This is a genomic window from Actinopolymorpha sp. B17G11 (assembly GCF_040196095.1).
Classification (GTDB): Bacteria; Actinomycetota; Actinomycetes; order Propionibacteriales; family Actinopolymorphaceae; genus Thermasporomyces.
The window spans coordinates 1-13490 of sequence record NZ_JBEFTW010000056.1; the positions used below are offsets into that span (position 1 = coordinate 1).

Genomic DNA, 13490 nt, shown 5'->3' on the forward strand with positions numbered 1-13490 from the left:
CAATGTTCTCGTGGGCCACGGGACGGCTCCCTCTCTAGATCTCAGCAATCCAGAGACTGCCTCCCGTGGCCCACACCCGCACGCAGGCTGGCCGAGCCAGGTGTCACCCCAACCCGTGATCCGGAAGGGCCTAGGCCATCGTCGATGGCGAGCAGGCCGAGAAGGAGGTGGGCTGCGTCGGCGCGCACCAGGCCATCGGCCTTTGATCGTTCCTCGGCCAGGAGCCGCCTCACACCGGCGATCGAGCTCATCGAGCCTTCGGCGCCATAGATGTAGGTTTCCTAAGCTGCTCATCCCGGTCGTCGTTGAATGGCGGGATCTGGCCGGGCTAGCGCTGGGAGACAGGGAGGAATGTTCCGGCGGGAATGTGGTCTGAGCGGACGTTGAGCTGGTCGCCGATGTGCATGCCCTCGGAGTCGATGGTGACCTGCCGGATGTGGCGGTCATGGGCGGAGCCGCGGGTCTGGAGCACGGCGATTGCGAGTTGGATCTCGCCGCCGGTCTCGACGTAGCGCAGCATGATCGAGACATCGGCGAGGCTGCCGACCTCCAACGCGGCGGCGGGTGTGAATGTGCGGGCGGTCGGGCTGGGTGGTGCGGAGGTAAGGAGTGTGGTGATCTCGTGCTCGCGCAGCAGCGAGCCAAGCGCTATTACGAAGTCGAGCAGTGCTCGGGGAGTGGCGATCCGTTCCAAGGAGGACAGCGTGTCGATGACCACACGGATTGGACGCTCCTGCTCGACACTTCGACGGATGGCCAGGAAGTGGTCCTCCAAGGAGGCGAGTTCGGGAGGCTCGGCCCTGATTTGGACGAGTCCGGAGGCCTGCATGGCGGCGAGGTCGTATCCCCAGCCAGCGGCGTTTCGTGCCAGCTGGTCGCGGGTTTCGTCGAACGTGTAGAGGATGCAGTGCTCACCGGCACGGTAGGCCGCGTCGGTGAAGGTAAGGCTGGTCAGCGTTTTTCCGCTGCCGGTAGGTCCGGTGAGCAGGATGGTCGCGTCCTTGTAGAACCCGCCGCCACACATCTCGTCGAGTTTGGGGATGCCAGACGAGACCCGCGTCTGCGATGCGCGTTCAGATGGCGCGACGAGCACCAGCGGGATCACCACGATGCCTTCCCGAGCATCGATGGTGAACAGCCATTCGCCGGTCCGGTGGGGCGCCGCGCGGAACTTTACTACCTCGATGGTTCGGCGGCGCCGTTCGGCGTCGAGCACATTCCGCATCAGGACGACGTTGCTGAAGACGAACTCTTCTACGCCGAGCCGGGATATCCCGTTGTAGTCAGCGAGGCGTTCGGATGTGTGTACCGAGGTCACCGCCAGACTGTTCACGCCCTTGATAAACCGCAGCACCTCGTCTCGGACTGTCCGCACATCGGGGTAGCGGGCAAAGACGGCACCGATCGAGTCCAGCGCCACACGCGCAGCCCCAACGCTGCGGACGGCAGCCTCGATCCGCGCCACGACGGGGGTGAGCGTATAGGTTCCCACGGTGCTTGTCGCATCGCTGACTTCGCTGGACACGTCGACGAAGGCCCACTTACCTTCGTCCTCCCACCGTTGGATCGGGATTCCCAGCGAGGACGCCGACTTGCGAATGTCGGCAGGGGTTTCTTCAAAGGTGACGAAGACGGCGGTCTGGTCGAACAGTTCGATACCGCGGGCCAGGAACTGCATCGCGAAAAGTGTCTTACCGCAACCTGTCGTGCCCGCTACCAGGGTTGAACGCTCGGCAGGCAGCCCACCTTGGGCGATCTCATCGAACCCTGTGATGCCGGTGGGAAGCTTCTCGACTAGATCATTCGTCATCTCGATCCTGCCGTCTCGCGATCAACGGGTCGGGAAAACCCAGACCCGCAGCGGTGCGTACTTCATCGGACAAGTCACCAATCACCCGCAGCTGCGGCAACGGTCCCGTGCGGACCACTGTGGGCACCACGACAACCCCGTCCTGCTCCGCAACCGCTGGCTGCTCGAACACATCGACGACCTTCAGGTCGTACCGACCTGCAAGGCGGGACTCACACAACCCGCGCAGCTTGACCTCCGCATCCTGCGACTCTCGTGCCTGGCCAGCCACATAGATCGTGAACGAGTAAGTGATCAACTGCACATCAGACACAACCACCACCCAGCCAACGGCTCACCCAGATCGGCGGAGGCCTTACAGCAACCCATGAGGCGTTCGACAGACCGCGCGGTGGTCGGGTGCCACAGGACCCAATCCACCTCCCCCTGCAGATCGAACCGTAAGGCGGCGAAGACCAGCCCGTGTTGACCTTAAGTCCGAATGCGTCGTACATATCCAATCTTCCCAGCAGCAGAAGAGCCGCGCGCCCTCATACAAGGCTGCTCGACGAGCTGCCAAGAGAGTGGAGGGCAAAGGTCCCCGCTTTGCTTGGGACAGACCTCGTGCTCATCAGCCGGCAGGCTCGCGAGTGAGTAGTTGCGCCAGCAAGCAGCCGAGCAACGGGACCTCGCCTCGAAGCTGCGTAAGTCGGCAGCCGAGAGGCGACAACACAGCAGACGGCGCCGGGCGATCCCGATGGAGCAAACTTGTGACCAGTAACCTGGTCACGTCTCCGGATTGCTCGGCAGATTGATGATCAACCTTGCAAGCATGGCTGCCGCGTCCTTGTCACGCCCCTCGCTGCGCTGAACATACGTCTGCATCGTAAAGCCGACGCTGGAGTGGCCGATCCGCTCGCTGAGGATCTTTGGGTTGATTCCGTTGTCCATCGCGATCGTGGCATAGCTGTGGCGTACGCCGTGCAGGGTGATCCGCGGTAGGCCTGCCCGGTCCACAAGCCGGTTGAACCTTCGCGTGATCGTGTCCGGATGAAGCAACCGCCCGTCCTCGAAGCAGAAGACTTTGCGATGGCTGGGGTAGCTATGTCCCCACGCCTTCCGTTCCTCGTCGACCATGGCGAGGTGCTCCCGCAGGACGGACACCGTGTATGCATCGAGCGAGATAGTCCGCCTACCGCTGTCGGTTTTCCCGTCCTCATCGAGCGGCTTCCCGTCGACCACAACTCGGGTGGGCTCGATTGTCAGTGCCCCCGCGTCAAGGTCCACCAGGTCCCGTTCCACACCCGCAAGCTCCGAGCGTCGCATACCAGTCGTGGCGACCAGGACCCACAGCGCCCGGAAGCGATCCTTGCTCGCCACATCGAGGAATCGGCCAAGTTGCTCCTCATTCCACGTGGCTGGCCTCCGCCTGCGAAGCCTTGGCTTGCTCACATGTTCGGCAGGATTGCTTTCGATGTAGTGCCAAGCGACAGCCGTCGCGAAAGCTTTGTGGAGCATGTTCTGGACGTTCCGAACGGTCTTGGGGGATAAGCCATCTCCGAGGTCACGGGGTACGCGCCCGGCGCGGTAGCGGCGGATGGCTGCCTTCGCGGCATGGAGCCCTTGGCCAGACGCCTTCGCCAGCTCGCGAGCTGTCATCGGTCTTTCATCGCTGGTGTAGGTCTGCCAGTGCCGGTACATCAGGGCATTCGTGTTCGGCTTGCATCGGCCATTCTCCAGCAGGTGTCGGTAGAGCGCGTTGAGAACCGTCACAGTCACGTCCTGGAGACGTCTGTCATCAATGCTCGGAAACACGTAGGCGTCCAGGTAATCCACGTAGTTGACGTACGTTGACGGCTTCACCGAGTGCTCGATGGATACCAGCCACTCACCTACGAAACTGCGAACGGTCCGTCGCGACGCCTTGACGTGAATGCCGGCAGCCAGCGCTGTCTTGGCCTTGATCGCCTCGCTCCAGGCTTCGCCCTCGGAGGCAAAGCCGCCGCGGTTCTCGCGGCGACGCTTGCCGGTGAGCGGGTGTGCCTCTACGTCTACCCGGTAGGCCCACGTCTTGCCGCGCGGGTAGACCGTAATACCGGTCAGGTGGGAACGCCTTCGACGTGGAGTACTCATGCGGCCCGCCCTTCGCCGTCGCCGAGCAGATGACGAATCTTGGCCGTGATGACGTACACACGACCACCGAGGCGCTGGACTGGGAGATCGCCATCCTTCGCGTAGCGGTACGCCGATGCACGACTAAGCCCGAGGATCTTGGCGGCGTCCGGCACTGAGATCAATGCAGGCAGGTCATGCGGGATGTCCTTCTGTCGTACGGTCACTTCCGTTCCTCCCGTTGGTTGAGTTGGGGATGGGAGAGGGAGCACTGGTCCTCGGCAGTCCCCGTAAATCGGTCTTGGTGCATGGCGGACGAGCTGATCCGTTTCGCCGCACTCGGGCGAGGTTGACCACCCCGTTCGCGTAGCGGTGCTGCGACACCGCAGGCGACCGAGCGGCGTGAGATGCGGTTGGATTGGCCTTCTGACAGACCGCTGCTGGTGCCGGCCGCGACGAGCTGGCTGATTACGTCGTCCTCGTCGAGGCCTGACCAGTGGAGGAGGCCGCCGGCTTGGTAGGCGAGCGCGGCGAGGGCGCGTTTGCGGCCGTCGCGCATGGTGGCGAGCCGGGCGGCGCCGCGGTTGATGACGGTGGTGAGGTAGGCGCCGGGTCCTCGGCCCTGGGCGGCTGGTCGTGGTCGCGGCCGTGGTCGGGTGCTCTGTTGTGGTCGTGGTGTGGTGACGCGGATGATTTCGCGGGCGAGCCAGGTGGCCAGCTGGCCAGCTGGCCAGGGTGGCTGATGTCGCCAGCGACAACCTCGTACTGGCCGGCGGTTGTGGTGGCGCCTGGTGCGATGCCGTAGGACCAGCCGGCTTTGATGTCGATCTGCCAGCCGAGGCCGTGGTCGCTGAGGGCCTGGTGGAGTCCGTGGACAGGTGCCCGATACCACAGGTGCCGCCCGCCCGAGGGAGTCTTGACGGCGACGGGACGGTGTTGCGGTCCGCCTGGCCAGGGGTTTGCGCCGCCGCGGAGGTGGGCGAGGAGGCGGAGGGTGTCGCGGCCGTCCCGGTAGCGGCTGGGGTCGTTCCAGTGGTCTTCGGGGATGGGTTCACCGGCGAGGTTGATGCCGGGCAGGAGCCCGGTGGCCAGGTTGGCGGGTAGCGGGTCGTGGTGGCTGTCGATGTCGATGAGGACCAGGCCCGAGGGTCCGGCCGCGACACCGGGTATGGCGTCGGGCTTGGTCTGCCACCAGCGGGTGATGGTGGCCGGGTTTGTGGTGGCGGCGCGTACGCCATGGCACCACCTGCCGGCGGGCAGGCACGGACACTGCTCGATCGGGTGGGACGTGTTGGCGGCTCGGCATGCTGGGCAGTTGCGGAACGGTCGTCGGCTGGTGGGTCAGGGGGAAGACCTGCCAGTTGAGGTCGGCCAGATCCAGCGCAAGACGCAGACCAGGCTTGTCCTCGGCGCGGGTGGGGGCGGCGTGTCGTTGGGTGGGTTTGGGGATCCAGCCGGCGGGGGTTGGTGAGCAGGCGGGGTGTTCGGTCTGGCCGGCGTACGCCGGGATCAGCCGGCGACGGCAGCGACGGCAGCGGGGTTCGGGCATGCGACGGTTCCCTCCTGGGGCCGGGGCGACTCACCCGAACATGCCGGACGACTACCAGGTCCACCACGCGCTTCCGCAGCGCTACGCTGGCATCATGGAGCGGGTCGGGGTCAACATTCACGATCCGTCGATGCTGCGTGGCGTCGATCCGGCGGTCCACACCAAGATCACGACTGAGTGGGGGCGTTGGCACCGAGGCTTGGGCGGACGGATGCCCACAGCGCAAGAAATCACGTTGTTCTCCTATCGAATCGATGAGCGGTACGGCTCGTACTTCGAATGGTGATCGGGATGACCGACCAACTCTTGTCAGCGTTCTTCGAAGATCTCGCTCGGGCGATGGACTACTGGGTCGACACGGTCGCCGAGACCGTCGAGGCGCCGGACGGGAGCCGCCCCTGGATGGAGGACCTTGAGCCGTTCCAGCGACTGAGCGAGGCTCTGGGCGGCCGAACGGAAGATCTCCGTCCGGTGCTTGCGAGGCGATGCGAGGCCTGATCAATAGTGTGCTGACAACGATCGACGGCGGGACTGCAAGCGCTGAGGTTGGCCGCGTCCAACTTGCTGACGCCAACGGCGAAGTCTTGGCCGAGGGACTACACGAGCTGTTCGTCGACCACCTGTTTGGCACTGGCCGGCTGGAGTAGGCGCTGAACAAGTGCGAGGCCGGCTTGGTGGCGCAGCAGGATGGACTTACTCAGGTTCATGCGGGCGCCTTCTTGTCCTCGAGTTGGTCTAGCACTTCGAGGTGGAGCTGGAGCTGGTCGTCGGCGGGCAGCGCTCATCCTCGTCAACTCCAGATCGTCGGTGCTGTGCCGCCAAAATTGCATTGACGCGACCTCCGACGCGGCGGCGCCTTGTGGCAGCCTCCACGCAGGTATGGGCGCCGGCCTCCATGAACTGCTGTGCCGTCGCGGGACCATCATGGCGGCCGTGCCGAGGGCTGGGGCTGCGGGACTGGGCGATCCGGGCGGTCCTCGACTCCGCCTGTCGGTCGCAGGTGATCGGTCCAGTCTCAGTTTCTGTCTCATTCACCGCCGTTCAGGACTGTGCGCGGACACCCGCCGGACGCGGCAGCACGCCGAACCGAGCGTGGGCGATCGCACTTGAACGCCGTTCCGCACACCTGCTAAGCGGGTGCTTGCTGTCCCTGATCGTTGTGTGGACCATGGATCGCGGGGAATGGGCGGGGACGGCGGCCCCGTCTGGCGAGAACGTTCAGGTCAGCGCCGTAGTCCTTACGGGTCTTGAAACCGCTAGGGGATGACCCCTCGCCACGTGGGTTCGAGCCCGACACCCTCCCACACCTCGCCGGCAACCCTCACGAGGTGTTTCGCGGGTCCTACCGACCATGATCATTCCCACTTCGGCTTGCTGCCAGGCCCCTCGATTCGAGCTTCCACGTAGCGGGCAGGCTGTGGTGACCAAGCTTGTGACCAAGACAGGTTGCAATGGTTGAGATCGGGTGAGACGGATCGGCTCACGATCGCAGCGTTGGCGCTGGTCAGCCAGTGGCTGGTGGCATCCTCGGCAACTGCTGAGACGTAGGGGAGGCTGCTCATAACCCAGAGGTCGCGGGTTCGAATCCCGCCCCCGCTACCACCGAAGGCCCGGACCAGACGGTCCGGGCCTTCGCGTTGCCATGTGAGGTTTGACGTGCGGTTTGTGGTGTCGCCGGTGCTGCTATCCCGATACTCAGGCGGCGTCCGGCAGTGGTTCGTCAGGCAGACCTTCACTCGAATCGATGCGATCAGTACCCCGATCCGTACCCACGGCACCTCCTGGAGGCCAGTCGCCGCGGTTGACCGCTGATCACCGAAGGCATGGCCGCCACGTGTGGACGTATGTGGCAGAGAGGCCGTCGCTGGGGAACCTGAGGCGGACAACGCTGGACTGGACGTCTGCCGCTCAGGAGGACGCTCCGTAGGCATCCGTGGATGCCCCCTTGGTGGCGGGGCACATGGAACGCGCAGATAGCACGTGCGCGCCGCCGGCAACGAGCACTGACTGAGCGGAGCATCCTGAGGCAAGTGCAGCCTGGACCGAATATTGGGACAGTTACGCCGCGCGCCGATCGGACCAAAGCTCGGATAAAGGTGAAGTACAGGCGGTGCAGCCATGGTTGACCTGTCGCGGGCGCGCGTACGGAGGTATCGGGAAGGAAAACAGGTTGTGTCTGAGTTTGGTGACTCGCCACCCATTGCCATTCGGCGTCAAGGTCGTCCTTGCATACTTGTGGTTGACAGCGCCGTAAATAGTTTGGCCGTGCTTCTAATGGCCCTCGTTCTTGGACCCGAGCTAGACATGGGTGGGTCGGATGCGGTACTGGTCCCGGAACGCTTGGTCAGTGGGGAAGCAAACCCTCGGTCGCTCCTGATCATGTTTATACACCTGTACGGGACTGCGGAGTCTCTGCATTCGCCTTGCGAGGGATCTCAGTGGCTGTGAGGAGATTGCTTCTAACAGTTGCCGCTTCGGTAATTAGGACCTTAGCTCGACTGCCGAGCTCCATCTTGCGCGTACTCGCGGGTCCTCCGGTGATGGTCGACAACCATATACTCAGTGTCCATTCTCAGCTGCTGGTCAAAATAGGCGGGCTGGCAAAGCGTTGTCAATCCGAGATCCCGAGCATTGCCGATATCCGTCGCGACTCCGACCTCGGACTTATCTCCTTGGCGAAAGGCATTCACCCAGGCATACGAACAAATGATGTAGCTATCCCTGGCCCCGGTGGACGACTTCGAGTGCGCATATATCAGCCAGCGCGGGTGAACGGACCCGGGCCTGCGCTTGTCTATTTCCATGGCGGCGGGTTCGTGATGGGGAGCATCGAAACTCACGACGCAGTTTGTCGATTCCTGGCGACGCATGCGGACGTTCGGATCTTATCGGTTAACTATAGACTGGCCCCAGAGCATCCGTTTCCTGCTGCAGTGGAAGACGCGGTTTCAGCGTTCCATCAGATTGTCGAGAATTCCAGCCAATTTGGCGTAACGGCGCATGCCGTCGCGGTGGGCGGTGACAGTGCGGGCGCGTGCCTCGCTGCTGTCGTATCGCATTCAGCTGTCAAGAATGCCGTCCCGCCGCCCGTATTTGGTCTCCTCCTGTACCCGCCCACCGATATCGTCGGACTTGGTTTCCGCTCACAGGACCTCTTCCCATTCGTCCTAGACAACGAAATCCTGGGCTTGTGTCGGGATCAGTATCTACCCGATCCCTCGCTGTACGATGATCCGCGCGTATCGATACTGCAAGAGACCGCTCTACGCGGCCTGCCACCGACCTACGTGGCAAGCCCAGGGTTCGACCCGATGCGCGATGAGGGCGAGGCATACGTCGAACTTCTACGCCGGTTTGGCGTCGATGTCGAGCACCAGCGACGCCCCACCCTCATGCACGGATTCGCCACCTTCTTCATGATTGACCCAGAAGCAAAGATCGCGATGCTCCAAGCAGCACATGCACTTCGACGCGGCCTGAAGGTGCGACCGGGAAAAGCATATTGCGGGGACGGGTGTGGGATCACCTAAGCTTGTCTCTTAACCTCCCGCCACTCTGGACGCTGGGGGTTAAACGACGAGCTTGGAGCCAGGACCAGCAACGTAAGAGGTGGCAGTCCCTGTTCAAGGTATGGGCGCAAAAGCCCCAGGCCGCTGGTGCTGCTAGCGCGACGGTCGGGCGTCGCCCAGCACCGGTTGGTCAGCGAATCTTCACTCGAATTAGTGCGATCAGGATCCCGATCCACCCACGGCCGTTCCTGGAGGCCACTCGCCCCGGGACGTGCGCTCGATCAGCTGCCCATCGCCTGTGCCATGTCCGGTCCGTACCCGTTGACTTGTGGGTGTAGATCTCCGCTGTCACCACCACATCCGTGTGTCCGATCCGCTCGCTGTGCGCCTTCACGTTGTGTCCGGCGTCCTGGGAGATACAGCCATCAGGGCCTTCGACATCGGCACATCGGGTACCCAGATCCGTACCCAAGGCGCCTCATGGTTGTGTGACAACGGCGTTTTCACGTCGTTGGTAACCAGATTGGTAAACCCGTTGGTGCGGTCAGCTCGTGTCTTGTGCTCTGTCGGGTGATGTGCGACAGGTGTCCGCCATCTGATGTGCGACGCCTGGATGCACTCAATGCGGCATGAGGGTGTCTGGCGCGCCGGTCCCTCGGCTCGGCGAGGCGACGCACCTTGGTGTCGGGCGACGTCTCGCGAGGGCGTGAGGACTCAGGGGGTGGGAACCGGCTCGGACGAGGGCCGCCACTCTCGCCTGATCAGCCCGTAGACCCACGAGTCAGAGACCTCGCCGTTCACGATGCAGTCTTCCCGCAACGTCCCTTCACGCACGAAGCCGAGCTTCTCCAGCACGCGGGCGGATCCCACGTTGCGCGTATCGGTCTCAGCCTGGACGCGATTGAGGTCCAGCGTGTCGAATGCCCATCGCAGCAAGACGCGTGCTGCCTCCGTCGCGTAGCCGTGGCCCCACGCTGCATCGTCGAAGCAGTAGCCCAGCGATGCGCTGCGGTAGTCCGGATTCCACCGGTTCAGGCTGCACCAGCCTATGAACGCCCCGTCGGAGACACGATTCACGGCCAGCCGCGCCCCGGTGCCTTCGTCAGCCATCTGCCGGCAGGCCGTGATGAACCGCTCGGCGCGCACGCGTTCGCTCCACGGCGGCGCATCCCAGTAGCGCAGCACGTAGGCGTTGCTGTGCAGCGCGAAGAGGTCGTTCGCATCCGCGTCGTCGAAGGGTCGCAGTCGAAGGCGAGCGGTGTGCAGCGTGGGGGTTGGCAGCGACATGGCGTCATGGTCCCTTCCCGAGATCGGTGGCCGATCAACCAGACATCCGATGCCGGCCACTCGCAACGGGTTTTCTCGGCGGGCGGGCAGGACGACGTGCTCACTCATCGGCAGATCCGTTCGCCACGTCCAGGCGTCGCACATCAGGTGGCGGGCATCTGTCGCACATCACCCGAAGGAGCACAGTCAGCTCGCGTCCCTGCTGCCGATCATCGCTCTATGTAGATCAAGGGCGCCGCCCTGGCTGAGGTGAGATTTCGGGTCTGGTTCTGCTGGCAGACCGCGCTCGCCTGGTCGACGAACAACACCTCAGCCACCCTCGCTCGATTCCTTGCCACCACCGCCGAGAATTCCCCCGCATAGCAGCACCGGGCCGGTGCAGGCGGATCGTCATCGAGGTCGCCATCGGTGAAGGAACCTCCCCTGCGTCAAGTTGTTCCGGGTCAACCGTTCTAGCTCTACCGAAGGTTGGCGTCACGTGGCGTCCGGTCGCTGAGCGCCTGGTCGTGGGCGACGGCGACGAACGAACGAAGTCGACGAAGTCCCAAGCCGGCAAATGATGTCGCACGCGTATCGATACGGCCAACACATTGCATTGGACGTATCGACGTGGCGGCCCTAAGTTCGAGGTCATGGAGCAACGATCTCTCGGCCGAACTGGACTGAAGGTTTCCGAGCTGTGCATGGGCACCATGACGTTCGGAAATGAGACTGATGAGCAGACCGCGCACCAGATGCTCGACGCCTTTGTCGACGCCGGCGGGACTTTCGTCGACACCGCCAACGGATACTCGGCCGGTGCGTCCGAGGAAATCCTCGGTCGCTGGCTGAAGAACAGGCAACGCGACGATCTCGTCATCGCGACGAAGGTGTTCCACCGGGTCGGGCCCGGGCACAACGACCGCGGTGGCGGGCGCAAGCACATCATGACCGCGGTCGAGTCGAGCCTTCGCCGGCTGGGTACCGACTACATCGACCTCTACCAGACCCACGTCTTCGACGAGAACACCCCGCTCGAGGAAACCCTTTCCACGTTGGACAGGCTCGTCACGAGCGGCAAGGTTCGATTCGTCGGAGCGAGCACCTACGCAGGCTGGCAGCTGCAGAAGTCGATCGACCTTGCCCGCCAGCACGGGTGGGAGCCGTATGTGTGCCTGCAGCCGCTCTACAACCTGCTCGACCGCGACGCCGAATGGGAGCTCGTCCCCGTCTGCCTGACCGAAGGGCTGGGACTCATCGCGTGGAGCCCACTGCGGATGGGGCTCCTGACCGGGAAGTACCACCGTGGCATGACGGAACCGATCAGCGGAACGCGGGTCGAGCGGCTGAACGCCATCGGCGATCCTGCCTGGACGAGGTATGCAACCGAGCACACCTGGCGGGTGCTCGATGTCGTGAGAGAGATCGCCGAGGAAGCCGGACGGTCTGCCGCGCAGGTATCGCTGCGCTGGCTTTCGCAGCGACCCGGAGTGACCGCACCCATCATCGGGGCACGCACAATGGAGCACTACGAGGACAACGTCGGAGCGGTCGGTTGGTCGCTCACCGATGACCAGATGCGTCGGCTGAACGATGTGAGCGTACGCAGCCTTCCGTATCCGCACGATGTGCTCGCATGGGCTCAGACCCTGCCATGAAGCCGCGACAGGTGAGCGCTGCGGCCAGTAGGTGCGGTCGGCTACCTTCTGGACCTCGGACCTGGAGTGAACTCCTGGTCCGATGATGAGTGTCTCCCTGGAAGCTTCACCGCTCAGTGGGGCAGGGCAGTCGCTCATGGTCAGGTCGCGGTGAACGCGTCTCTCGGCCAGCTGAAGCGTGGTGTCACCGTGGTTGGTAGGTCCCACCAGGCGGGCAACGCTGTGGGCTCCCAGTCAGGATGGGCCACGAAGTCGCACCACGTGCCGTCGAAGGGAAAGGCCTTGCGCTCGATCGCGCGGGTAACTGCTTCAGCGCGAGCCCTGATGGTGCGCGCCTCCTGCTCGGTCCAGAACATCGGATCGCCGGTCTGTGCCGCGAGCTCGTCTTCGTCTTTCCACTCCCACTGACCATTCGGTTTGACGAGGACGTCGAGCGCAAGGTCGAACAGATCGATGCCTCCGGCCCAGCGCGACCCTGGAGACTCAAGGTTGATGTACCAGCCAATGTGATCCCCAGGTGCGTCGAACCCCCACCACACGGAGTGGTCGCTGTCGGGCGGGGTCAAGATGAGCGTTCCGAACCGGGAATACAGCGTAGGTTGCAGAGTCGTCGGCGTCTGCAGTTCCTGCGTGTAGGGCAGGTGCCTGGTCGGCTCGTTGTTCTCGGTGACGCGCCGCATCACCGTGGAATCCTTAGCGATCCAGATCAGCAGGCCCCGCTCGTCATCGGCGACCACCCTTGCACATTGAACGGTCGCCAATCGACCGTCGGGATGTAGGCAACGGCGAACGACGGTCTGCCCAGGTCGGAATCTCATGGAGGGCAATCTAACCAACGTCACGTCGGACGCCGCGCCATCCACGGGTCCGGCTCAGGGCAGACGAGACCACCACTGGGGCGCCTGCTCACACCCGGAGTGATCTCGCTCCCGGCCATGTTCCTGCACGTTCCAAGCGGTGTGGCCCGGACCTGCCCTCGAACGGCCGCCAATAGCCGTCACTAATCCACGGCTAGCGCGCTGAGAGTGAGCGTACATCTTCCAAGCTGACGTGCTTACGGACAGCCGTCACAGGTTGGACCAAGCGCGGTGAGGCTGGAGAATCGGACCCATGGGACGATTCTGGGAGTCATGGCGGACGACTGTCCATTCTGTGCCCTTGCTGCGACTGATGGCGATCCTGAGCTTCTCTCCTACCAATCATCTGTAGCGGTGGCGTTCTCTAACCTCTACCAACGCGATCGCAACCGCGGACATCAGTTGGTATCCCACGCGAGCACATCGCCGACCTCTACCGGCTCCCGAGTCAGATGTACGCCGGCATTCTCGGCGCCGTTGCAGTCGTTGCACGCGCGGTCCGCTCAGCCTTCGACGCCGAAGGAGTCACAGGTCACCAGCACAACGAAACCGCTGGCGGGCAGGACGTGTTCCACATGCACTTTCACGTGATTCCACAGTCGTCAAACGACAGCTTCTACGAGGACTTCCCCGCAGGACGGCGAGAGATTCCGCTAGCCGTCCGGCGTGATCAAGCAGCCACAGTAGTAGAGGGCGGATAACCTGCCTGCGGTGCCCTCGAACCGCATGACCGGAGGAGTCGATGCAGGG

The 13490-nt window shown here is 63.6% G+C and carries 13 protein-coding genes; 5 read left to right on the top strand and 8 right to left on the bottom strand.

Translation table 11 applies throughout. The annotated features are described in order from the left end of the window. Positions 1–328 precede the first annotated feature (328 nt). From kaiC to ABN028_RS35595, 6 genes are all read right to left on the bottom strand, one after another. Entirely contained in the window at positions 329–1810 is a 1482-nt protein-coding gene (gene kaiC / locus ABN028_RS32935; RefSeq protein WP_349699321.1) for a circadian clock protein KaiC, read from the bottom strand. Beyond that, positions 1800–2108 carry a circadian clock KaiB family protein gene (locus tag ABN028_RS32940; RefSeq protein WP_349699322.1) on the bottom strand — a complete coding sequence of 103 codons (309 nt, stop codon included), beginning with the start codon at positions 2106–2108 and terminating at the stop codon, positions 1800–1802. Before ABN028_RS32940 ends, kaiC begins: the two co-directional genes overlap by 11 nt. Before the next feature lie 467 nt (positions 2109–2575). After that, positions 2576–3922, bottom strand: coding sequence for a site-specific integrase (locus ABN028_RS32945; protein WP_349699323.1), 1347 nt, complete (start codon positions 3920–3922; stop codon positions 2576–2578). Next, positions 3919–4128: a helix-turn-helix domain-containing protein gene (locus ABN028_RS32950; protein WP_349699324.1), complete on the bottom strand. Its 210-nt coding sequence runs from the start codon at positions 4126–4128 to the stop codon at positions 3919–3921. The genes ABN028_RS32945 and ABN028_RS32950 overlap by 4 nt, the downstream gene beginning before the upstream one ends. Continuing rightward, a complete protein-coding gene (locus ABN028_RS32955) occupies positions 4125–4460 on the bottom strand; it encodes a hypothetical protein (RefSeq protein WP_349699325.1) in 336 nt (111 codons plus the stop codon). Before ABN028_RS32955 ends, ABN028_RS32950 begins: the two co-directional genes overlap by 4 nt. Next, on the bottom strand, positions 4370–5179 hold the full coding sequence (locus tag ABN028_RS35595) for a bifunctional DNA primase/polymerase (RefSeq protein ID WP_502879237.1): 810 nt from the start codon (positions 5177–5179) through the stop codon (positions 4370–4372). The genes ABN028_RS32955 and ABN028_RS35595 overlap by 91 nt, the downstream gene beginning before the upstream one ends. 269 nt (positions 5180–5448) lie before the next feature. Between ABN028_RS35595 and ABN028_RS32970 the strand changes: the two genes are divergently transcribed. The 3 genes from ABN028_RS32970 (at position 5449) to ABN028_RS32980 (ending at position 8980) form a co-directional block, all read left to right on the top strand. Further along, the gene (locus tag ABN028_RS32970) at positions 5449–5736 is read left to right on the top strand and encodes a hypothetical protein (RefSeq protein ID WP_349699328.1); all 288 of its coding nucleotides are present in this window, start codon (positions 5449–5451) and stop codon (positions 5734–5736) included. Positions 5737–5741: 5 nt separating this feature from the next. Continuing rightward, positions 5742–5948, top strand: coding sequence for a hypothetical protein (locus tag ABN028_RS32975; protein WP_349699329.1), 207 nt, complete (start codon positions 5742–5744; stop codon positions 5946–5948). A 2042-nt stretch (positions 5949–7990) separates the two neighbouring features. Next, positions 7991–8980, top strand: coding sequence for an alpha/beta hydrolase (locus tag ABN028_RS32980; RefSeq protein ID WP_349699339.1), 990 nt, complete (start codon positions 7991–7993; stop codon positions 8978–8980). A 693-nt stretch (positions 8981–9673) separates the two neighbouring features. Here the strand turns inward: ABN028_RS32980 and ABN028_RS32985 are convergent. After that, the gene (locus ABN028_RS32985) at positions 9674–10354 is read right to left on the bottom strand and encodes a GNAT family N-acetyltransferase (RefSeq protein ID WP_349699330.1); all 681 of its coding nucleotides are present in this window, start codon (positions 10352–10354) and stop codon (positions 9674–9676) included. A gap of 524 nt (positions 10355–10878) precedes the next feature. Between ABN028_RS32985 and ABN028_RS32990 the strand changes: the two genes are divergently transcribed. Beyond that, a complete protein-coding gene (locus tag ABN028_RS32990; RefSeq protein ID WP_349331693.1) occupies positions 10879–11883 on the top strand; it encodes an aldo/keto reductase in 1005 nt (334 codons plus the stop codon). A 140-nt stretch (positions 11884–12023) separates the two neighbouring features. Here the strand turns inward: ABN028_RS32990 and ABN028_RS32995 are convergent, their stop codons facing one another. Further along, entirely contained in the window at positions 12024–12620 is a 597-nt protein-coding gene (locus tag ABN028_RS32995; protein ID WP_349699331.1) for a ribonuclease FAU-1 family protein, read from the bottom strand. Between the two features lie 527 nt (positions 12621–13147). Here ABN028_RS32995 and ABN028_RS35600 point away from each other — a divergent pair. Next, positions 13148–13441, top strand: a complete 294-nt coding sequence (locus ABN028_RS35600) for an HIT family protein (protein WP_502879238.1) — start codon at positions 13148–13150, stop codon at positions 13439–13441. Positions 13442–13490 lie beyond the last annotated feature (49 nt).